Origin of the sequence: Rossellomorea sp. y25 (assembly GCF_038049935.1) — a bacterium.
GTDB lineage: Bacteria > Bacillota > Bacilli > Bacillales > Bacillaceae_B > Rossellomorea.
Genome location: NZ_CP145886.1, coordinates 4,044,812 through 4,064,610, shown reverse-complemented (window position 1 = coordinate 4,064,610; position 19,799 = coordinate 4,044,812). Strand labels below are relative to the sequence as shown.

General features: G+C 42.2%; 23 protein-coding genes. 19 read left to right on the top strand and 4 right to left on the bottom strand.

All coding sequences use genetic code 11. The features are described from left to right. Window positions 1–30 precede the first annotated feature (30 nt). Both AAEM60_RS20470 and AAEM60_RS20465 read right to left on the bottom strand, forming a co-directional pair. A complete protein-coding gene (locus AAEM60_RS20470; protein WP_299743009.1) occupies window positions 31–720 on the bottom strand; it encodes a response regulator in 690 nt (229 codons plus the stop codon). Further along, window positions 704–2,314 carry a sensor histidine kinase gene (locus AAEM60_RS20465; RefSeq protein ID WP_299743012.1) on the bottom strand — a complete coding sequence of 537 codons (1,611 nt, stop codon included), beginning with the start codon at window positions 2,312–2,314 and terminating at the stop codon, window positions 704–706. Before AAEM60_RS20465 ends, AAEM60_RS20470 begins: the two co-directional genes overlap by 17 nt. Before the next feature lie 74 nt (window positions 2,315–2,388). On the opposite strand from AAEM60_RS20465, the gene AAEM60_RS20460 reads away from it, so the two are divergent. Then, entirely contained in the window at window positions 2,389–3,423 is a 1,035-nt protein-coding gene (locus AAEM60_RS20460; protein ID WP_299743015.1) for a DctP family TRAP transporter solute-binding subunit, read from the top strand. A gap of 76 nt (window positions 3,424–3,499) precedes the next feature. Here AAEM60_RS20460 and AAEM60_RS20455 read toward each other — a convergent pair whose 3' ends face one another. Beyond that, window positions 3,500–3,739 (bottom strand): hypothetical protein, encoded by a 240-nt coding sequence (locus tag AAEM60_RS20455; RefSeq protein WP_299743018.1) that lies wholly within the window; start codon window positions 3,737–3,739, stop codon window positions 3,500–3,502. A gap of 176 nt (window positions 3,740–3,915) precedes the next feature. On the opposite strand from AAEM60_RS20455, the gene AAEM60_RS20450 reads away from it, so the two are divergent. From AAEM60_RS20450 to AAEM60_RS20430, 5 genes are all read left to right on the top strand, one after another. Further along, window positions 3,916–4,842, top strand: a complete 927-nt coding sequence (locus AAEM60_RS20450; protein WP_299743020.1) for a manganese-dependent inorganic pyrophosphatase — start codon at window positions 3,916–3,918, stop codon at window positions 4,840–4,842. A 78-nt stretch (window positions 4,843–4,920) separates the two neighbouring features. Continuing rightward, window positions 4,921–5,310 (top strand): VOC family protein, encoded by a 390-nt coding sequence (locus AAEM60_RS20445; protein WP_299743966.1) that lies wholly within the window; start codon window positions 4,921–4,923, stop codon window positions 5,308–5,310. Between the two features lie 745 nt (window positions 5,311–6,055). Then, window positions 6,056–6,943, top strand: a complete 888-nt coding sequence (locus tag AAEM60_RS20440; RefSeq protein WP_299743022.1) for a tetratricopeptide repeat protein — start codon at window positions 6,056–6,058, stop codon at window positions 6,941–6,943. A 69-nt stretch (window positions 6,944–7,012) separates the two neighbouring features. Continuing rightward, window positions 7,013–7,474 carry a hypothetical protein gene (locus tag AAEM60_RS20435; RefSeq protein ID WP_299743025.1) on the top strand — a complete coding sequence of 154 codons (462 nt, stop codon included), beginning with the start codon at window positions 7,013–7,015 and terminating at the stop codon, window positions 7,472–7,474. A gap of 139 nt (window positions 7,475–7,613) precedes the next feature. After that, complete coding sequence (locus tag AAEM60_RS20430; protein WP_299743027.1) at window positions 7,614–7,739, top strand: hypothetical protein; 126 nt, start codon at window positions 7,614–7,616, stop codon at window positions 7,737–7,739. 276 nt (window positions 7,740–8,015) lie between these two features. Here the strand turns inward: AAEM60_RS20430 and murB are convergent, their stop codons facing one another. Next, on the bottom strand, window positions 8,016–8,936 hold the full coding sequence (gene murB / locus AAEM60_RS20425; RefSeq protein WP_299743030.1) for a UDP-N-acetylmuramate dehydrogenase: 921 nt from the start codon (window positions 8,934–8,936) through the stop codon (window positions 8,016–8,018). 281 nt (window positions 8,937–9,217) lie between these two features. Between murB and AAEM60_RS20420 the strand changes: the two genes are divergently transcribed. The 13 genes from AAEM60_RS20420 (at window position 9,218) to AAEM60_RS20360 (ending at window position 19,694) form a co-directional block, all read left to right on the top strand. Beyond that, the gene (locus AAEM60_RS20420) at window positions 9,218–10,120 is read left to right on the top strand and encodes a DMT family transporter (protein WP_299743033.1); all 903 of its coding nucleotides are present in this window, start codon (window positions 9,218–9,220) and stop codon (window positions 10,118–10,120) included. Between the two features lie 215 nt (window positions 10,121–10,335). Then, on the top strand, window positions 10,336–11,187 hold the full coding sequence (locus AAEM60_RS20415; RefSeq protein WP_299743036.1) for a DegV family protein: 852 nt from the start codon (window positions 10,336–10,338) through the stop codon (window positions 11,185–11,187). Between the two features lie 198 nt (window positions 11,188–11,385). After that, window positions 11,386–12,879: a DEAD/DEAH box helicase gene (locus tag AAEM60_RS20410; RefSeq protein WP_341356998.1), complete on the top strand. Its 1,494-nt coding sequence runs from the start codon at window positions 11,386–11,388 to the stop codon at window positions 12,877–12,879. A 142-nt stretch (window positions 12,880–13,021) separates the two neighbouring features. After that, on the top strand, window positions 13,022–13,570 hold the full coding sequence (locus tag AAEM60_RS20405; RefSeq protein WP_341356997.1) for a ComF family protein: 549 nt from the start codon (window positions 13,022–13,024) through the stop codon (window positions 13,568–13,570). A 61-nt stretch (window positions 13,571–13,631) separates the two neighbouring features. Continuing rightward, on the top strand, window positions 13,632–14,048 hold the full coding sequence (locus AAEM60_RS20400; protein WP_299743044.1) for a TIGR03826 family flagellar region protein: 417 nt from the start codon (window positions 13,632–13,634) through the stop codon (window positions 14,046–14,048). Between the two features lie 113 nt (window positions 14,049–14,161). Then, the gene (gene flgM, locus AAEM60_RS20395) at window positions 14,162–14,431 is read left to right on the top strand and encodes a flagellar biosynthesis anti-sigma factor FlgM (protein ID WP_341356996.1); all 270 of its coding nucleotides are present in this window, start codon (window positions 14,162–14,164) and stop codon (window positions 14,429–14,431) included. Window positions 14,432–14,443: 12 nt separating this feature from the next. Continuing rightward, a complete protein-coding gene (locus AAEM60_RS20390; RefSeq protein ID WP_299743047.1) occupies window positions 14,444–14,938 on the top strand; it encodes a flagellar protein FlgN in 495 nt (164 codons plus the stop codon). Window positions 14,939–14,967: 29 nt separating this feature from the next. Then, window positions 14,968–16,530 (top strand): flagellar hook-associated protein FlgK, encoded by a 1,563-nt coding sequence (gene flgK, locus AAEM60_RS20385; RefSeq protein ID WP_299743049.1) that lies wholly within the window; start codon window positions 14,968–14,970, stop codon window positions 16,528–16,530. A 14-nt stretch (window positions 16,531–16,544) separates the two neighbouring features. Further along, complete coding sequence (gene flgL, locus AAEM60_RS20380) at window positions 16,545–17,450, top strand: flagellar hook-associated protein FlgL (RefSeq protein ID WP_299743052.1); 906 nt, start codon at window positions 16,545–16,547, stop codon at window positions 17,448–17,450. A gap of 75 nt (window positions 17,451–17,525) precedes the next feature. Next, on the top strand, window positions 17,526–18,116 hold the full coding sequence (locus AAEM60_RS20375) for a DUF6470 family protein (RefSeq protein WP_341356995.1): 591 nt from the start codon (window positions 17,526–17,528) through the stop codon (window positions 18,114–18,116). Between the two features lie 18 nt (window positions 18,117–18,134). Further along, the gene (gene fliW / locus AAEM60_RS20370; protein ID WP_341356994.1) at window positions 18,135–18,578 is read left to right on the top strand and encodes a flagellar assembly protein FliW; all 444 of its coding nucleotides are present in this window, start codon (window positions 18,135–18,137) and stop codon (window positions 18,576–18,578) included. 4 nt (window positions 18,579–18,582) lie between these two features. Then, window positions 18,583–18,804, top strand: coding sequence for a carbon storage regulator CsrA (csrA, locus tag AAEM60_RS20365; RefSeq protein WP_341356993.1), 222 nt, complete (start codon window positions 18,583–18,585; stop codon window positions 18,802–18,804). Window positions 18,805–18,962: 158 nt separating this feature from the next. Beyond that, on the top strand, window positions 18,963–19,694 hold the full coding sequence (locus AAEM60_RS20360) for a flagellin (RefSeq protein WP_341356992.1): 732 nt from the start codon (window positions 18,963–18,965) through the stop codon (window positions 19,692–19,694). The last annotated feature ends 105 nt before the right edge of the window (window positions 19,695–19,799 follow it).

The window sequence follows — 19,799 nt, the reverse complement described above, 5'->3', positions numbered from 1 at the left end:
TGAGGCATCCACCTTTCGCCTCATTCTTATTTACTGCCATTGATATCGATTGATTGGACGCCCAATTCCACCGTACTCGATCGTGATTTGAACCTGGCCTGATTTCTGTAAATAGTCTAAATATCTTCGGGCTGTTACACGGGCGATGCCGATTCCTTCAGCGGTTTCTTCTGCTGATAAGGGGCTTTTTTGGTCTTTTATAAATTGAATGATCTGCTGTAACGTTTGCTGGTTCAATCCTTTTGGTAATTCTTCTTTCTTTTCCTGTGGTTCAATGGGGGAGGGAACACCCTGAAGCTGATCTAATTCCTGCTGTCCCACGGGTCCCTCTCCTGTCATTCGGTGTTTGAACATTTGGTATTTCTCAAGAGCTTGTTTCAATCGTTCAAACTTGAAAGGCTTAATGATGTAATCGAATACTCCTAATCTCATCATCATCTTGATGGTTTCTTTATCCTGTGCAGCAGATATGACAATTACATCCACGTCTGTATCCTGCTGCCGGAAAGCTTGTAAGGTTTCAAGACCATTTTGTTTAGGCATAAAGTTATCCAGAAGGACAAGGTCAGGCTGATAGAAAGAAACCTTCTCCGCACCTTCCTGTCCATTTCCCGCAATGGCACACACTGTAAAGCCCGGTACACGTTCTATGAACATTCGATTGACTTCCTGAACCATGGGATCGTCTTCAATAAGTAATACGTTAATCGGTTCCTTCATGATTGTTCCCTCCATTCATTGGAAAAGTAAGTTGGAATAACGTCCCTTCACCAGGGGTTGACTCCACTTTAATATGACCATCTGCTTTCTCTATAATGCTATGAATCAAGTAGAGTCCGATTCCTGAGCCATTTTTTCCTTTGGTAGTGTATCCTTTTTGAAATAAGTGGGGAAGCTGTTCTTTCGTCATTCCTGCTCCATTATCTTCTATTTCAATATGAAAAGTGTCCAGATCTTCTTTTAAATAGACATGAATGACCTTGGTATATTCTTCAGAATCTTTTAGGGCATAAAAGCTATTTTCAATCAGGTTACCTAAGATAATGACAAAATCATGTTCATCCAGAAGAGGGGGAAGGAATGATAGATAGCTATCGGGATCGATCTTTACTTCTATCCCCATTTCATTTCCTCTCCTGATCTTGCCTAATAGTAATCCTGTCAAACTATCAAGCTTGATCTGCCGTGTCAGGGAGGTGGTGAGATTTTCCTCTTCTTGAGAGGATAGAAAGATATAATCGAGAGCTTTCTCTCCTTCTTCTAATTGAATCAGACCGGCAACGGTATGTAATTTATTCTGGTGTTCGTGATTTTGGACCCTCAATGCCTCAACGAATTCTTTCACTCCAGTCAGCTCTTCTGCCAGTTGAGTCATCTCCGTTCGATCCTGAAACACGGCGACGGCTCCGACAATGTCCCCGTTTACCAGAATAGGAACCCTGGAGCTTAATACGATCTTATTCTCTAATCTCATTTCCTCATGATAAATCGGTTCCTTCTTGTGTAACACGTCCGGTAATTTTGAAGAAGGAAGTACCTCTTGAATGGATTTTCCGGTTGGATCTCCATTTAACACCAATATATCTTTGGCTTTCTCATTAAAGACGGTGATCCTTTTTTGATTATCAATGGCAATGATCCCTTCATTCATGGCTTGAAAAGTAGCGGTCCTTTCCACCAGAAGTTTTCCAATTTCATGAGGTTCCAGGTGAAAGGTATCTTTCTTTATTTGTCTTGCCAGTAACCAAGAACCAATGATGCCGAACAGGAGAGTGATGGCACCTATAATGATGAGTTCATTTTGGAGATTCCTTATTATATCGAGTGTAGAAGGGAGCAGGATGCCTACAATGACCACACCTATTTGTTGGTGCTGATCGTTCATGATCGGAACGAACCCCCTGACCGCCGTACCGATTTCCCCCTTAGCTGTCGTCACATAACTATGCTCGGCAAAAGCAGGACCTTCATCCTTTCCGGCAGAAATGATCCCAAGCTGCTCATCAGACGGGTGTGAGTAACGGATCCGGTTCATATTGAGGACGACGATATAGTCAGAGCCATTTACAGTCCTGATATTTTCTACAATGGGCTGGATTTCACCCCATCCTCCGGAATCCTCGAGATGGCTTTGTACAGTTGGAAGATTCGCTACTGTTCTAGCTGTAATAAGTGCCTGGTTTCCTAACTCTTCTTTCTTCATTTCAATCGCTTTTCCTACAAATATAATAAATCCAATGATTAGCGCAAACAGGACTACACCAAAGGATAATATCGTCATTTTCCAACGGATGGGCATTTGTTTTCGATTCATTCTGAATATTCCTTCCTCTTCATTCAAAGTTATTGTACCATTTTTAATAGAACGGAGAGAGGGGAGGTCCCATAATGAAAACATTTTTCTTTATAGGGTTGTTTATTTTAACAGGAATTGCTACAGCCTATTTTGTTGGATTTCAATCTCAGACCGGCTTTACCTCGGAATATGATGACGATCAAGAAAAGCTGAAAGATGGCATCGTCATTAAAGTCAGTCATGTTGTTTCCGAAAACACACCGAAAGGAAAAGCAATCAGGCGTTTTAAAGCACTAGTAGAAAAGAATACCAAGGGAAAAGTGAAGGTTGAAATCTACCCAAACGGCTCGCTCTATTCGGATATTAGTGAATGGAATGCCCTTGAAAATAATAATGTTCAAATGATTATCCCTGCCACGTCTAAAGTCTCTGCTTATGTTCCTGAGTATAGTGTGTTCGACTTACCCTTTGCGTTTAATAGTTATGAAGATGTTCAACGGGCATTTGAGGGGAATATAGGAGATATATTACTTAAAAAGGTAGAAAAACAAGAAAACGTGAAGGGGATTACCTTTTGGTATAACGGATTTAAACAAATCACCAATAGTCAGCGACCCTTGATCAGGCCGGGTGATTTCAATCGGCTCCACTTCCGTACAATGCCGGGTGAGGTGATAAAAGATCAATATCAAAGGATGGGGGCTGCCGTAAGTCACCTGCCTTTTAATAAAACATACGAGAACTTAGAAGTAGGATTTATAGATGGACAGGAAAATACCATTTCGAATATTTACTCCAAGAAGCTTTATGACCATCAATCCTACCTTACTGTCAGCAATCATACTTATTTAGGCTATGTTGTATTAATGAACGAAGAATTTTGGGAGGACTTGCCTGAAGAATACCGGGTGGAAATTGAAGAAGCGATGAAGCAAACGACTGAATGGATCCGCCGGCATTCCATAGAAATCAATGATGACCATATGCGTGAATTAAAGAGAAATACTGATTTGGATATTCACATTCTGTTGAATTCGGAAAAAGAAGAGTGGATGAAGAAGCTGGCTCCTATGTATAAAGAATACAAAGATGAAATAGGGAAGGAATTAATGAGGGAGATTGAATGAAAAGTGGTCAGGTATGTGATTGGTGGTTAATGCTGAAGTTTATCTAAGAGGAAAGAGTGGGAGTGAAAAGTTTTGGTTATTGCTCCATTCCCACTCGTCGTTTTACTTTATGAAGTTCCTTTTTGTGATCCCAGTTTTCTTTTATCAGAATCGTGATGTTATCCTGGGTGTCTTGTTGATTTTCTTCGAGGACGGTCATTCTGGATTCAAGCTTGACCATACGGGTTTCTAATTTCGTCATGCGTTCATTCATGTTGTTTTCAAATCGAGTCATCTGCCCTTGCAACTCTCTAACGGCTTGTAAAATCTGATCCAAGTTATTTGTAACCTCCTTTTCACCCGAGTATAACAAAGAATTTGGGAATGCTGCCTTCATAATCACTGGAAAAAATCTTCCCCAACGGATACGGTTTTGCTATTAAATATGGTAATATAAGAAAATGTAAAGAGAGAAATCAATGATGACTATTACATAGAGTTAGGAGAATGATGATGAGTAAAACACTTATTTTCGGACACAAAAATCCAGATACAGATACGATCACGTCTGCACTCGTATATGCTGATTTGAAGACAAAAATCGGGATGGACGTTGAGCCTGTACGTTTAGGTGAAGTCAACGGTGAAACCCAATATGCCCTTGACTACTTTAACGTTGACGCACCTCGTTTGGTTGAAAAGGTTGCCGGTGAAACCGACACGGTTATCCTTGTTGACCATAATGAGCGCCAGCAAAGCGCAGAAGACATCGAAGAAGTACGTGTTCTTGAAGTCATCGACCATCACCGAATCGCCAACTTCGAAACGGCAGACCCTTTATACTACCGTGCAGAGCCGGTTGGTTGTACGGCAACGATCTTAAACAAGATTTACAAGGAAAAAGGAGTAGAGGTAACGAAGGAAATGGCTGGATTAATGCTTTCAGCGATCATCTCAGATTCTCTATTATTTAAATCTCCAACCTGTACTGATGAAGACGTAGCAGCAGCGAATGAACTGGCTGAAATCGCTGGTGTTGATGCTCAAGTGTACGGATTGGACATGTTAAAAGCCGGTGCGAACATGAGCACGAAATCCGTGGCGGAGCTTGTAACCCTTGATGCGAAAGAATTCTCAATGGGCAACGCGAAGGTGGAAGTGGCTCAAATCAACGTTGTCGATGTGAATGACGTATTCGGACGTCAAGCGGAAGTGGAAGCTGCGATGGAAACAATGATCAAAGAAAAAGGATTGGATCTTTTCTTACTTGTTGTGACTGACATTCTGGAAAATGACTCAACGGCATTGGCTCTTGGAAGCAAAACTGCGGAAGTGGAAAAAGCATTCAATGTAACACTTCAAAACAATACAGCCCTATTAAAAGGCGTTGTATCACGTAAGAAGCAGATCGTACCTGTGTTGACGGATGCGATGAAATAAGAAAGAATTGAGAGGAGCAGTCTTTTGGCTGCTTCTTTTTTTTCGACAAAAAACGGGAGGTGCCTGTGGCCCATGACCATGAATTTTAAAAAAATCCACCACATCGCAATCATCTGCTTAGATTACCATCTTTCAAAAGACTTTTATGTCAACAAACTTGGTTTTGAAATAAAACAAGAAATCTACAGGGAAGAAAGAGACTCATACAAACTGGATTTAGCGCTAAATGGAGAATACATCATCGAACTATTTTCATTCCCTGACGCACCGGTCCGCCCAAGTTATCCGGAAGCTCAAGGGTTACGCCATTTAGCATTTGAAGTAGAGGATATTGAGGAGAGTGTAAGACGTTTAAATGAAAAGGATATTGAAACAGAAGAAATAAGACTAGATCCATATACTCATAAACGTTTCACTTTCTTTGAGGATCCCGATGGACTTCCACTAGAAATATATGAAAGCGAGTAGAGGTCCGTCCCTAAAAAAAGAGCACTTCCCACAAGGAGAAGTGCCGTCCAAAGGTATTGTAATTTGTCGTTAGGTATATTAAACCACAGATTGTGAACGCATGTATTGTCGTTGTGGCACGATTTTAGTTGATATATAGAGGCATTTCTTATGAATATCTCTGTTATCTTTATATTTATTAAAATATTAATATTGGTGAAATGGGGTGCCAGGCACAGAACCTCTTTTTTGTGCCTGGCACCATTCATGTATCATCATTAGAATGCAAGGTCCGTCCCTCAAAAAAAAGAGCACTTCCCACAAGGAGAAGTGCTGTCCAAAGGTATTGTAATTTGTCGTATGTATATTAAAGCACAGATTGTGAACGCATGTATTGTCGTTGTGGCACGATTTTGGCTGATATATAGAGGCATTTCTTATGAATATCTCTGTTATCTTTATATTTATTAAAATATTAATATTGTGAAATGGCTCCCAGGCATGGAACCTCTATTGTGTGCCTGGCACCCTTTGCGTATAGTCAATTGAATGCGAGGTCCGTCCCTCAAAAAAAGAGCACTTCCCACAAGGAGAAGTGCCGTCCAAAGGTATTGTAATTTGTCGTTAGGTTTATTAAAACATAGATTTAAAATGTATGTATTGTCGCTCTACGGGCTTGAGAGGACAGGTGTGAGGATTTCCCTAAAAAAATTGCTTGTTTTCTGTTAAAATATAAATATATTAATATTTTCTGGGTGGTGAGACTGTGGATTATTCTGTTATTGGGAAAAAAATTAAAGAGCTAAGAAAAGTAGTTGGATTGACTCAAGGTGAATTAGCAGACGGGATTTGTACCCAAGCTCTCATCAGTCGAATTGAAAAAGGAGACATTTATCCAAGCGCTACTTCTCTCTATCAAATTTCAAAGAAACTCGGAGTGGATGTTAACTATTTCTTTGAAATTGGGACGACTCCCCGTCTTGATTACATAAAAGAGGTTGAGCGTCAATTGCGTAAATTAAGAATCAAGCACAGATATACAGAAATGATGGAGATGGTGGCTGCAGAAGAAAACAACCCACTCTTTAAAGAAGAGGCTAATCTTCAGCTTCTTTATTGGCATAAAGGAATCTATAAATTTGAGGTTGAGCATAACTGGGAGGATGCTTTTCCACTACTGGAAAAAGCATTTTCCCTGACAGCAAATAGTAAGAAAGCATTGTCAGAAAGGGAGATGGAGATTCTTCTTGCTTTTGGTGCCTTCTATTTTGGTATGGAAAAATATCAAGAAGCTCTTGATTACTATGAGGAAGTCAGAGGAGCTATAAATACTACCGGGCAACTAAATGATAAATCAATTAAAACACGCTTGCTATACAATATTGCAAGGGTCTTAACACGATTAGGAAATTACAAGGACTCCATAAAGTATTGTAAGGAAGCGATAAAATGGTGTATTGAAGAAGAGCATTTGTACGGTTTAGGACAGCTGCATTATCATATTGGGTATAATTTTGAGTTGGAAGAGAATTACGAACAAGCCTTACTTTATATTAAAAAATCGATTTTGATCTTTGAAATGCTTGAAAATGATGAGCATTTAACTTATTTGACAAACAAAATAGAGGAGATATCTCAAAAAACACTCTCATAAATGTCTTTTATTTTCATACATCCAGCAAGTCCCTCATAAAGATTACTATAGACAGGGAGTGGTGGAGCAATGAGAAGAAGAAGCCCGGTTCCTCTGGTCATTGGAGTAATTGCCTCCATTCTGATCGTAGTGGCCCTATTCATGATAGTAGGGGAAAGCCGGGAACCTGATACACCAGAGGAAGTCATCAAGGAGTTTTATCAGTTTGAACAATCCGGTGATTTCGGTAACGCATGGGAATTATTTCATCCGGAAATGCAGAACAAGTTTCCCAAGTCATCATATATTCAAACGAAGAACCATGTATTCATGGGGCATATGGTGGTAGATGAGTTTGAGGTGGAAGTGGGAAAAATAGAAAAATTAGAAAAGTTCACGTTTAATGAGGAAGGTCTTACGTTTAAAAATGTAAGAAAAGCAGAGGTCGATTTATTCTTTGACAGTCAATTCGGTGAACTGACCATCAGTCAAACCTGTTATGTTGCCTTGGAAGAAGGAGAATGGAAGATACTCTGGGATTATAGCTTTTGAAAAAAGCGTTCATTTTGAGGTGAAAAAGGAAGGGGTTTATAAAAGTTAAAAAAGGTCTGTTTTTTTCTTCTGATTTGGTTTTATTTAGAATTTTTCGGGTAAAAAGAAACTAATTATTTTATAAAGGAGGGCATTAGCTGTGTCGTTACTCTATTTTAAAGCTCGTGAAGCCTATGAGCTGGATGCGAAAGTATCTCAATCCCAAGTGATAAAGCTGAGAGAATTTCGTAGAACGAAGCCCGCCCCCATTGTCAAAAAAAGATAACGTGAAAAATTAAATCGAATCATCCCTGCTCAGTCTAAAACTCTTTTAGGCTGTTTTTTTCGTTTAAAAGAGGTATTGCCATTCGTCCATAGAACGCAATTCAGTACATATCAAAAGAGCTTGAGTTTCATTTCGAACATGGGAATGAGAAGGGAGGATACATCTATCACTCCAAGTCGTTCAATCATCTGAATCAGGATGGAGGTCCTGAATTTTTAACGTGGATTGTAGATGCTGTAAAGCAAAAAAGTCAGGAATCAAAGGATTCCTGACTTTTTATTCTAGATCTTCACCGATGATGCGTACTTCCCGTTCAAGTTCCACATCAAATTTTTCTTTCACTGTTTTTTGAACGTGTTCAATGAGTGAAATATAATCCGAGGCTGTCGCATTGTCTTTATTCACGATGAAACCGGCATGCTTCGTGGAGACTTCAGCGCCGCCAAAGTTCGTTCCTTGAAGCTCACTATCCTGAATAAGCTTTCCGGCGAAATATCCAGGCGGGCGTTTAAAGACACTTCCGCAAGATGGATATTCCAGTGGCTGCTTGGATTCCCGTTTATCTGTCAGATCGTCCATGATGGCCTTGATCTCTTCGTAGTCGCCAGGCTTCAAGCTGAAGGTTGCTTCCAGTACAATATCGCCTTTTTCAGAAATATTACTGTGACGGTAATCAAGCTCCAATTCTGCAGCTGTACGCTTTACCAAGTTCCCTTCACGGTCGACGACATGGCAATAATCCAGAACATCTTTGATTTCTCCGCCATAAGCCCCGGCGTTCATGAATAGAGCGCCACCAACGGTACCTGGAATCCCACAGGCGAATTCAAGTCCTGATAATTTTTCAGCTAACGCACGTCTTGACACATCGATGATCGCTGCTCCACTTTGAGCGACAATCAGTTGATCGGTCGTTTTGATGTCTGTGAAGTTCTTTAAATGAAGAACGATCCCGCGAATTCCACCGTCTTTTACAATCAAATTCGATCCGTTTCCTAATAGAGTAAAAGGAACATCCACTTCATTTGACAGCTTCACGATGTTTTGCACTTCTTCATAAGTGGTTGGCGTTAAGAAGAAATCTGCTTTTCCGCCTAACTTCGTATACAGATGCTCTCTTAACAATTCGTCACGTTTGATATTGTCAGAATGCATCACCTTTGATAATTCTTCAAACACTTTTTCCTTATTGTACATTCTATATCAGTCCTATAAAGTAATTTATGTCTTCTCTAAGTTAAATCCTACCCAACCATTATATGACGAAAACCCATGAAAGTTAAATGGTTTCAGTTGGCAGATGTGAATCCCCTTCGAATGAACCTATTCTAATAGGAAAAGAATGCTTGATCATAGGTCAAAAATACGAAAAAAGAATGTTTTCATCGCCAGCGAAGTAAGATAGGATAGAACTAACAAAATATGTTATAACGTCTATTTAACTATTAAATTATACAATCTGGAGAGGAGGAAGCAAATTGGCCAGATTATATATAGCGTTAATTGGCTTAAGTTTGATTTGGGGGATGTCGTTCGTTTTTATTAAGTGGCTGGTGGATCCAGTAGGTGTGTGGGGGACGGTATTCTTACGCTGTTTAGCCGGTGCTCTTGTGCTTCTTCCGATCTTTTTTATACAAAGGAAAAAAGGAGAGAAGAAATCGCTCCCTATGTGGAAGTTATTTGTTGTCGGGATTGGTAATGCGGCGTTGCCCTGGACTCTGATCGCGTTAAGTGAAACACAGATCAACAGTAACACTGCCTCCATTTTAAACGCAACGACTCCCATTTGGACTGGACTTGCGGGATTTTTATTTTTCTCGGTCCTATTGACCGGATTTCAATGGATTGGGATTATCGTTGGGTTTATAGGAATCCTCGTCCTGATGAATTTCGAAGTGAGCGGGATTTTCACTTCTGATTTTGTAGGGGTAGGGACGATGGTGCTTGCGACAATGAGCTACGCGTTTGCTTCACAGTTTACGAAAAAGTATCTGGCTGGAACGAGCGTGGTTGTGATTTCTACATTCCAGTTGTTGATTGGGTCAGCGGTAGGTTTTGTGGGAATGATGCTGACGAATCCAATCTCAGTTGGCGAGTTGTTATCAGGCGAGGTCATCCTGGGCATTTTAGGGTTAGGCTGTTTAGGGTCTGGAGTGGCGACGCTTCTTTATTTCTACATCATGACCAATGGAGGACCTGAATTTGCTTCGACGGTGACGTACTTGATTCCGGGTACAGCGATGATTTGGGGATTTGTTCTTCTGAGGGAGCCTGTGACTCATAATCTCATTTTAGGTTTATTGATTATCTTTGCGGGAGTGTTCCTGTCTTCCAGAAAATCGAAAAAACTGGTCTCAACCATGCCTGTCGGTACGAGGTAAGACCTTTAAACAAACGTTTGATTAGGACATTGGATCCCTTATAGCTCTAGGGTTCGGGGTCTTAAACAAACGTTTGTTTAGTTTTGTGGAGCTGAAAGTCCCTAGAAACTAATGCAAACCAACTTGTTTTCATATAAAATGAGAAAGATACATAAGGTAGACTAAACAAGCTCGTAACAAGGGCTATAAAAATAAACAATAAGGATGGTAATTCTATGAAAACGGCAATTGTAACGGATAGTACAGCCTACATCCCGAAAGAATTGCGTGATCAACTGAACATACATATGATTCCTCTCAGTGTTATTTTGGGAGGAGAAACTTATCAAGAAGAAGTTGATATTACGGCAAGTGAATTTTATGAAGAGGTCAGCATCCAGCAAAAGCTACCAACGACTTCTCAACCCCCTGTCGGGAAGTTCGTCGAGCTATTCGAAAAACTTTCACGGAACTACGATGCCGTCATTTCCATCCACTTATCGAGTGGGATAAGCGGTACGTATCAAGGGGCCGTTCAAGCTGGGGAAATGGTCGAAGGAATTGAAGTGTATGCGTATGATTCCGAGATCAGCTGCATGATTCAGGGCTTCTATGCGATTGAAGCGGCCAAGCTGGGTCGTCAAGGGAAAACGGCTGGAGAAATCGTTGCGTTATTGGATGAAATGAAGCAATCTGTACAGGCATACTTCATGGTTGATGACCTGGCTCATTTGCAACGCGGAGGCAGATTATCACAAGCACAGGCGATCATCGGAAGCCTTTTGCAGGTGAAACCACTTCTGCACTTTGTGGATAAAGTCATCGTTCCTTTTGAAAAAATCCGTACGAAGAAGAAAGCATTGAAGCGGGTGGAGTCTTTGCTTGAAGAAGCCGTGTCTTCCGGAGAAGAGTTTCAAGCTTCGATCATCCATGCGAATCGCGAAGAAGAGGCGATTGAGTGGATGAATGAGCTTCAGGCTAAATACCCGAACGTTGAATTTAATGTCAGCATTTTTGGTCCTGTAATCGGTACTCATTTAGGTGAGGGATCGATGGGGATGGGATGGGCTCGGAAGATGAGTCGTTAAAGTTTGGGTGTTTTTGATTGGTTGTACCTGGTACAAATTGCGCTATCTGTACCAGGTACAATCAGGTCATCATGTACCAGGTACACTTCCGAACTATCGGTGCCAGGCACAAAACAATGTTTATGTGCCTGGCACCTTTTTATTAGGCAGGATTTTCATAACCTGGTGTAGAATACATCATTATCCAAGAAAGGAGTGATGTGTTTGCGTTTTGCTTTTGTAGACAATCGTTTGATTCCGGAATTACTTGTGAAAGAGAAGCACCACAGTTTGCAGCGGATTTCAGATCTATCTTCCATCCCACCCCGACCCCTTAATGAATCCTTCACCTATTCTTCAGAACTCCAATCCTTTCTTAGCAGCCGATCCCTGCTATTAGATGAAATCCCAATTTCCATTGAAGTCTTTCATGAGCATTATTTAAATGGATGTATTGCCTATGGAAAAGGTGTGGAGGAAAGGTTGTGCAATCGTTGTGGAAATAACAAGCCTCATTTGTTCGCTTCCTTTTCATGTTCAAGATGCCACAACAACTGTACCTACTGCCGGAATTGCATCATGATGGGCAGGGTGTCTGAATGCACACCGCTTCTGACATGGTGTGGTCCGGCACCGGTTCCTGAATCGCCACCGACTTTTCATTGGCTTGGAACTCTTTCAGAAGCGCAAAAAGTTGCTTCTCAGCAAATGGTCACTGCTGTTAAAGACAGCAAGGACCTGCTCGTATGGGCCGTGTGCGGGGCAGGGAAGACTGAGGTTCTCTTTGAGGGAATCCATGAAGCTCTTCAACAAAACAAGCGGGTATGTATTGCAGCACCTAGAACCGACGTCATTCTTGAATTGTCTCCCCGTCTCAAAAAGGTCTTTCCTGACACAACGATCATCACACTTTACGGAGGGTCTGAAGAAAGAAACACCTATGGCGAGCTCGTTCTGACCACCACACACCAGCTGTTCCGGTTTCACGACGCCTTTGACGTGATGATCATCGATGAAGTGGATGCTTTTCCGTATTCCTTTGACGCTTCTCTTCAATGGGCAGTAGAAAAAGCACGGAAACCCGATTCTTCTATTATTTACCTCACAGCAACCCCTGATCGGAACACCCAGAAGCAATGCGCGGCAGGGAAGCGATCCTATATCCAAATCCCGGCACGCTTCCACCGCCATCCGATTCCCCTGCCACGCTTTAAATGGTGCGGACTTTGGAAAAAATCCCTTAAGAAAAACCGGATTCCTCGTGGATTGAAAAAATGGACGTGCACAAGACTCCACCAATCAAAACAAGCCCTGATCTTTTTCCCCACCGTTGAAATCATGGAAAAAGCCCTCCCTCTTTTTCAAGAAATCGATCCTCTCATTGAATCTGTGCATGCAGAAGATCCCCATAGAAAAGAAAAAGTCATGAAAATGCGAAATAACGAGATTCCCATATTACTCACGACGACCATTCTGGAAAGGGGAGTCACTATACCTAATATCGATGTAGCTGTGCTCGGCTCAGAAGAAAAGATTTTCACGGAAAGCGCCCTGGTTCAAATTGCAGGGAGAGTGGGTCGGAGTTCGGACTATCCGAAAGGTGACGTCGTCTATTTTCACTTCGGCCGTACCGGTGAGATGATCAAAGCGCTCCTTCATATCGACGGCATGAATAGGGAAGCCGTGAAGCGGGGGTTGATTGATGGTAAGTAACTGCTTGTACTGTGGGAATGAACTTGTGGAGGTCACGTCCTGGAAGGGATTATTTTACAGAGTCCCCCCGTTTCTGTGTACTGAGTGTGAAAAACAATTGATGGTAATAGAGGGAGAGCGTTGTTCAGGGTGTTCCCGTGCAATGGAAGTGTTATCTTCTGACTTAATAAAAGGGGAGCAGTGCCTGGATTGCGACCGGTGGGAGTCTGACACTGAGTGGAAAGGGGTGCTCCTACAGAACGAATCACTCTATCAATATAATGATTTTCTTAAAGAGTATCTAGCTCGATACAAATATAGAGGAGACTATGCATTGGCTAAACCATTTGCACACATTCTCAAAAACTATATTGAAAAAAGTGAGTTTGATATAGTCATCCCCATCCCGCTCAGTAACGAGCGTTTATATGAAAGAGGGTTCAATCAATCCACTGCGTTGCTGGAAGAAGCAGAGGTCCGTCCCTCTTCCCTCCTTACCCGCTCACACTCGGAAAAGCAGTCTAAAAAGACACGGAAGGAAAGATTACAGCAGGAGCAGGTGTTTCAGTTAGGTGAAGCGGATGTTAAGGGAAAGAGGATCCTTCTGTTTGATGATATTTATACGACTGGAACGACGTTGAGGCAGGCAGCTAAATTGCTGCGGGAAGCGGGAGCTGTTGAAGTATCCTCTTTGACTCTTTCCAGAGGTTAAAGCAACTCTTATTTCTGCCGATATAGAGAATAACAGAAGTGAATCAGGGAGGAATGAAACGATGTCAGAAATTATTAACTGTCCACGGTGTAACGAGATTTTTATGAAAAATAAATTCAGGGATGTATGTGATACGTGCTATAAAGAAGAAGAAAACATGTACGAAGCAGTCTACCAATTTCTAAAGAAACGGGAAAACCGGGCTGCCACCATGGCCCGTGTGATCGAAGTGACGGGTGTTGACGAGGAGCTTCTCTATAAATGGGTGAAAAAGGGCAGGATTCAAACGAAACAATTTCCGAACATGGGTTATCCGTGTGATAAATGCGGGAAGATTATTGGGACGGGGAGGATCTGCGAAGGGTGTTCCAGTGAGCTTTTAAATGACCTTAAACAGTTCGAAGCGGAGAGAGAATGGGAGAGTAAAGTGAAGGAATCGGGTCTGAAAACGTATTACACAGTGAGAAATAAGAACTAGATACGTCACACAAGAAAATCAGGAAGAACTAACCAGTCACTTGAGCTAAACAAACCACGTTTTTATCCGATATACTAGGTAGAAACAATGGACGTGATGAAAGCGAGGGGAAAATGATGAAGATTAACAATATCGGAAATCAAAACATTAATCCTTATAAGCGCAATCTTAACAAAATGGATCAAGTCAGCAAAATGGGGAAATTGGCTTCAGACAAGATTGAGATCTCTTCTGCTGCTAAAGAGATGCAAGAGGTTTCAAAGCTCGGAAAAGAACGCCAGGCCAGAGTTGAAGAATTAAAGGATCAAGTGCAGAGCGGTAACTACACCATTGATCCGAAAGCGATTGCTAAAGGTTTAAAGAATTTTTATAACGGAAACTAGGAGCGAACAAACATGCCGGTAACGTCACTAATTGCAACGTTAGAAAAACTATATAAGCTGCACAAAAGTTTGTTCGATCTTTCTGTTGGAAAAACGGATGTTATCAAGAGAGGTGCCATGGACGAACTGGACGTTGTACTAAAGGACGAACAAAAGCATATCGCGGCCATCAATACGCTTGAGATGAATAGACAACGGGAGTCAGAGTACTATCTTCAATCGCTTGGAGTCCGTTTGGAGAAAAACCCAACGATCTCTCTCTGTATTCAGTACAGTTCACCTGAAGATCAAAAGACTCTTGGATACTGGCAGCAGAAACTTGTTGATATGATAGCCGAGTTAAAGGCCCGGAACGAACTCAATCAAAAGCTTGTCTATCAATCTCTTCAATTTGTCAATATGAACCTATCGATGCTGCAGCCTCAATCAGAAAAATTGACTTATTCTCGTCCAAACGGTGACAAGTCGATACCAGCAGGAAGATCCATGTTCGATTCGAAAGCATAACATCAATCATTTGAAACGGAGGCAACACCATGCGATCCACTTTTATGGGCCTTGAAACGGCTAAACGTGGGATGTACACCCAACAAGGAGCCCTTTATACGACAGGTCATAACATCTCCAACGCAAATACCCCCGGTTACACCCGACAACGTGTCAATTTTGCACAAACAGAACCTTACCCGGCACCCTCCATGAACCGTCCGCAAATTCCCGGTCAAATTGGAACAGGCGTTGAAGCCGGTTCGATCCAGCGGGTTCGTGATTCTTTCTTAGACACGCAATATAGAGGGGAAAATAATAAGCTTGGCTACTGGGATACGAAAATGGAAGCCATGAAGAAGATGGAGGAAGTGATGAATGAACCATCTGATTCAGGTTTGTCGAAAACGATGGATATGTTCTGGCAATCCCTTCAGGATCTAGCCGTCAATCCTACCAACTCAGGTGCCCGGTCTGTCGTGCGTCAGCGTGGAATCGCCGTTGCTGAAACGTTCAATTATTTATCATCGTCTTTAACAAGCGTGAGAAACGATTTGAAAAGTGAATTGTCTGTGAGTGAAACGCAAGTTAACTCTCTTACAAGACAGATTGATAGCATTAATAAACAAATTGCCGAAGTAGAGCCCCACGGCTATCTTCCGAACGATTTGTATGATGAACGAGATCGTTTAATTGATGAGTTATCAAAACAGGTCACAATTAAAACAAGTTACCAGTCGAATGGTGGAGGGTCTTCTCCTATGGCTGAAGGTTCCGTGACCATCACATTAGTAGGGAAAGACGGAAAGAATCCGGTGAATCTGGTTGATAAGAGTGGAGCTAAGGAACTCAGTCTTTCATTTAATGGAGAACAAGATACGGTGGATTCTGTAACCATCGGTGGGGAAACGATTGCTATAAAAGAATTTTTATCAAAAGGTGAAGGGAAATTGAGGGCCCTTATCGATACATATGGATTCGAAAATGAAAAAGGTGAGGCAGAAGGATCTTACGTCGCCATGCTCCAAGAATTAGACAACATGGCGTTTGAATTTGCGAAAGCCTTTAATGATCAGCATCAACAAGGCGTAACAGCGGAACAAATCAATAATCCGACCTCCGCAGCAGAAACACCTAAATTCTTTCAGGATTCAAAAGATCCTTCATCAGATCTGGATCCGGATAATAAAGAAGGATTCGCTCAACGAATTCAAATAGCTGATGAACTTAGCAATCTCGACAACATAGCCACAGCCAGTGCAGAAAATCCCACCCTGGGGGATGCAACAAATGCGCTGGCCCTTGCTGATATCATCACAACCACTAAATTACCTTATGGGGAAAAAGAATCATCTTTTCAAGGTCATTTCGAATCAGTTATTGGAAGCATGGCGGTTGAATCACAGGAATCTTTGAGGCTTGCGAGCAACTCGAATGTCCTGAGATCAGCTGTTGAGGAACGCAGGATGTCGGTAAGCGGCGTTTCCCTTGATGAAGAAATGACCGACATGATCAAATTCCAGCATGCCTACAACGCCTCTGCCAGAATGATCACACTACAGGACGAAATGCTCGATAAAATCATCAACGGCATGGGAACCGTTGGAAGGTAGGTAGGTGAACGAATATGCGCGTAACGCAAAGTATGCTGACGGCGAACTCGATGAGAAATCTCAGTTCTTCTTATGGGCGGATGGGGCAACTACAGGACCAGTTGGCGACGGGGAAGAAGATTACCAAGCCTTCCGATGATCCTGTCGTTGCGATGAAGGGTATGTTCTATCGCTCCAATCTAACGGAAATCGAACAATATAAAAGGAATCTATCAGAACTTTACTTATGGATGGAGAATTCAGAGTCCGGGATTGATCATGCCAATCAGGGACTGCAGCGTGTTCGGGAATTGACACTGCAAGGGAAGAACGGATCCCTCAGTGAAGAAGACCGTAAAGCGGTGGCCGTTGAAATTGAACAAATAAAAAAGGACCTTGTCAGTGTGGCTGAAACAAAAGTGGCAGGCCGTTACATTTTTAATGGAACAGATGTCGGAAATTCTCCAATGAAGGATGGATCACCTGCAGATGGGACCGCCCCGAGGGTAGCTGATAACATACTCAATGGAACAAATGGTGAATACGCCATTGAAGTTTCACAGGGCGTATCACTAAAAGCAAACGCCAACCCATCAAATGTTTTTAGTCAACAACTATTCAACACAGTACACTCAATCCAAAAAGCATTAGAATCGGGAGATGTTTCAAGCCTTGATACGGAACTTGAAAACTTGGATGAAGTGATGAATACACTTTCAGCGGAACGTTCAGACCTGGGCGCCCGATACAATAGGCTGGAAATGATCGATGACCGATTGGCTCAGCAGGAAGTGACCGCCAGCCGTATTCTCTCGGATAACGAAGACGCAGATATCGAAAGAGTGATCACCGACCTGAAAACCCAGGAAAGTGTCCACCGTGCCGCCCTTAGCGTAGGAGCAAGAATCATGCAGCCGACATTAATGGACTTCTTACGATAAAAGCAAGGGGACTAACCCTTTAAGGTGTTTTGTCACCTTAGGGGACAGTCCCTTTTTCATTGGAGGTGAACAGTCTTGAACATTCCACAAATACGGTTACAATCCACTCCGGCGGAACTCGGGATCCAAACGACTCCGGGACGAATGGATATCGAACAACCCAAAGCAGAACTAGATATTCAACAGCCGGCGGGGAAAATGGAGATTGAACGGAGGCCATCCAGATTAACCATCGATCAAACAGAGGCCAGGGCAGATATGGATTTGAAATCCGTGCGCCTCAGGATAGAAGAATACTCTCAACAAGGATACGAAGCCTGGTTGGCGGGTCTCGCCCGGGTGGCCCAGGATGGCGATGAACTCATGATGGTTGAACATGGAGGAAACGCGATAGCAGACCAGACAAAACGAAACAGCGAAAGTCCCATGTACGACTTTAATATTGGTTGGATCCCCTCTGCCGGAAGCGTCAAGATCGGGTATGATCCGGGAAGTGTAAGAGTGAACTTCGAACCTCAAAAAGTGATTAACAATTCTCGTCCACAGAAACCGACCATCCACTATACGCCTGCCAAAGTCGACATCAGTCTGAAACGATACGCCGATTTACAAATCGACTTCGCGAACTTGAAGCATGTCGGCATAAACTACGAACAAGAAATATAAAACGAAGGAATGAGAAGGATGAACATAGATACAAAATACCACGGCGTCATTGACATCCATTCAGAGGAAGTGCTGATATTTGAACACGGAATCCCCGGATTTGGAGAAGAAAAGCAATTTATTCTGCTGCCCCTCCCTGAAAATGAATGGTTTCACATCTTGCAATCGGTGACCACACCCCAACTTGGATTCGTGGTCACGAATCCGTTTGTATTCTTTAAGGAATATGACTTTGAATTGGATCAGGCGAGTGTGGAGTTACTAGAGAACCCTTCGGAAAAAGAGGTGCAGGTGCTTTCGATTTTGACTGTACGCGAAACCCTTCATGAATCAACCGCAAATCTCCAGGCTCCGATCATTATTAATCTGGCAAATCGCAAAGGAAAACAAGTCATCCTGAACAACACAGACTACCAAACCAAGCACCAGATCTTTGCCCAGCCTGCAGGAAAGAAGGGGTGAGGGGATGTTAGTACTGACAAGAAAAACGGGAGAAATCATTCAGATTGGGGATGACATTGAACTGACCGTGATTTCAGTAAGTGGTGATCAGGTCAAACTGGGAATCAATGCCCCGAAGAACGTAGATATCCATCGGAAAGAAGTGTACCTTTCTATCCAAGAAGAAAACACGGAAGCTTCGAAAGGCATCGACAATTTGTTTAATCTTTTGCCAAAAAATGAGTAATTATTTTTCTGAAGCTATTAAACACTAGTCAAAACGACCGATATTAGTAGTGTAAGCAATGAGGAAAAGGGCGGCCGACCTTTGTGACTCGTTGCAAACTACTAAACTTTTATAGTTCACATGGATGTGGGCTTACTTTCAAGGAGGAAATTTTAGTTATGAGAATTAATCATAATATTGCGGCTTTGAATACTTATCGTCAGTTGGGTAATGCAAATTCAGCACAATCAAGTTCAATGGAGAAATTATCTTCAGGTTTACGTATTAACCGAGCTGGCGACGACGCGGCGGGTCTGTCTATTTCTGAGAAAATGCGTGGTCAAATTCGTGGTTTAGACCAAGCATCTAAAAATGCTCAAGATGGTATTTCTTTAATTCAAACCGCTGAAGGTGCTTTAAATGAAACTCATGCTATTTTACAACGTCAGCGTGAGTTAGTTGTTCAAGCAGGAAATGCTGGTACACTTGAAGGTGATGACCTTACAGCAATTCAGGATGAAATTACTGAGTTGAATGCTGAGTTAGATGGTATTGCTGACCGTACAGAATTTAACGGTAAAAAGCTACTTGATGGAAGTTATACGGCTGATTTGCAAATTGGAGCAAATATTGGACAACAGCTTACTCTAACAATTGATTCAGGAGTAGCGACTGAGGGTTTTGATTCTGCTTCGTTAACAGTTAGCGGAATAGTAGCAGATGGTACTTCTTTTGATGCTGATGTTGCATTGGTAGATGCAGCAATCGCGAAAGTTTCTGCAACTCGTTCTAAACTTGGAGCTAATCAAAACCGTCTTGACCACACAATTAGCAACTTAGATAACTCCTCCGAAAACCTAACTGCCGCAGAATCACGTATCCGTGACGTAGATTATGCTTTAGCTGCTTAGCAGTGACAAGCACAGTCGTCCTGGCTGGTAACGGCTAGAGATCATAATTGGGTGAATTGCTGGAAACCCCTTAGAGCTTTTCTTGCCACAACGTAGTTGGAAACG

Excerpts from the sequence above, each read along its gene's own strand:
- AAEM60_RS20470 (WP_299743009.1), bottom strand. The coding sequence starts at position 720 with ATGAAGGAACCGATTAACGTATTACTTATTGAAGACGATCCCATGGTT.
- AAEM60_RS20465 (WP_299743012.1), bottom strand. The coding sequence starts at position 2,314 with ATGAATCGAAAACAAATGCCCATCCGTTGGAAAATGACGATATTATCC.
- AAEM60_RS20460 (WP_299743015.1), top strand. The coding sequence starts at position 2,389 with ATGAAAACATTTTTCTTTATAGGGTTGTTTATTTTAACAGGAATTGCT.
- AAEM60_RS20450 (WP_299743020.1), top strand. The coding sequence starts at position 3,916 with ATGAGTAAAACACTTATTTTCGGACACAAAAATCCAGATACAGATACG.
- AAEM60_RS20445 (WP_299743966.1), top strand. The coding sequence starts at position 4,921 with ATGAATTTTAAAAAAATCCACCACATCGCAATCATCTGCTTAGATTAC.
- AAEM60_RS20435 (WP_299743025.1), top strand. The coding sequence starts at position 7,013 with ATGAGAAGAAGAAGCCCGGTTCCTCTGGTCATTGGAGTAATTGCCTCC.
- murB (WP_299743030.1), bottom strand. The coding sequence starts at position 8,936 with ATGTACAATAAGGAAAAAGTGTTTGAAGAATTATCAAAGGTGATGCAT.
- AAEM60_RS20415 (WP_299743036.1), top strand. The coding sequence starts at position 10,336 with ATGAAAACGGCAATTGTAACGGATAGTACAGCCTACATCCCGAAAGAA.
- AAEM60_RS20410 (WP_341356998.1), top strand. The coding sequence starts at position 11,386 with ATGTGTTTGCGTTTTGCTTTTGTAGACAATCGTTTGATTCCGGAATTA.
- AAEM60_RS20405 (WP_341356997.1), top strand. The coding sequence starts at position 13,022 with ATGGAAGTGTTATCTTCTGACTTAATAAAAGGGGAGCAGTGCCTGGAT.
- AAEM60_RS20400 (WP_299743044.1), top strand. The coding sequence starts at position 13,632 with ATGTCAGAAATTATTAACTGTCCACGGTGTAACGAGATTTTTATGAAA.
- flgM (WP_341356996.1), top strand. The coding sequence starts at position 14,162 with ATGATGAAGATTAACAATATCGGAAATCAAAACATTAATCCTTATAAG.
- AAEM60_RS20390 (WP_299743047.1), top strand. The coding sequence starts at position 14,444 with ATGCCGGTAACGTCACTAATTGCAACGTTAGAAAAACTATATAAGCTG.
- flgK (WP_299743049.1), top strand. The coding sequence starts at position 14,968 with ATGCGATCCACTTTTATGGGCCTTGAAACGGCTAAACGTGGGATGTAC.
- flgL (WP_299743052.1), top strand. The coding sequence starts at position 16,545 with ATGCGCGTAACGCAAAGTATGCTGACGGCGAACTCGATGAGAAATCTC.
- fliW (WP_341356994.1), top strand. The coding sequence starts at position 18,135 with ATGAACATAGATACAAAATACCACGGCGTCATTGACATCCATTCAGAG.
- csrA (WP_341356993.1), top strand. The coding sequence starts at position 18,583 with ATGTTAGTACTGACAAGAAAAACGGGAGAAATCATTCAGATTGGGGAT.
- AAEM60_RS20360 (WP_341356992.1), top strand. The coding sequence starts at position 18,963 with ATGAGAATTAATCATAATATTGCGGCTTTGAATACTTATCGTCAGTTG.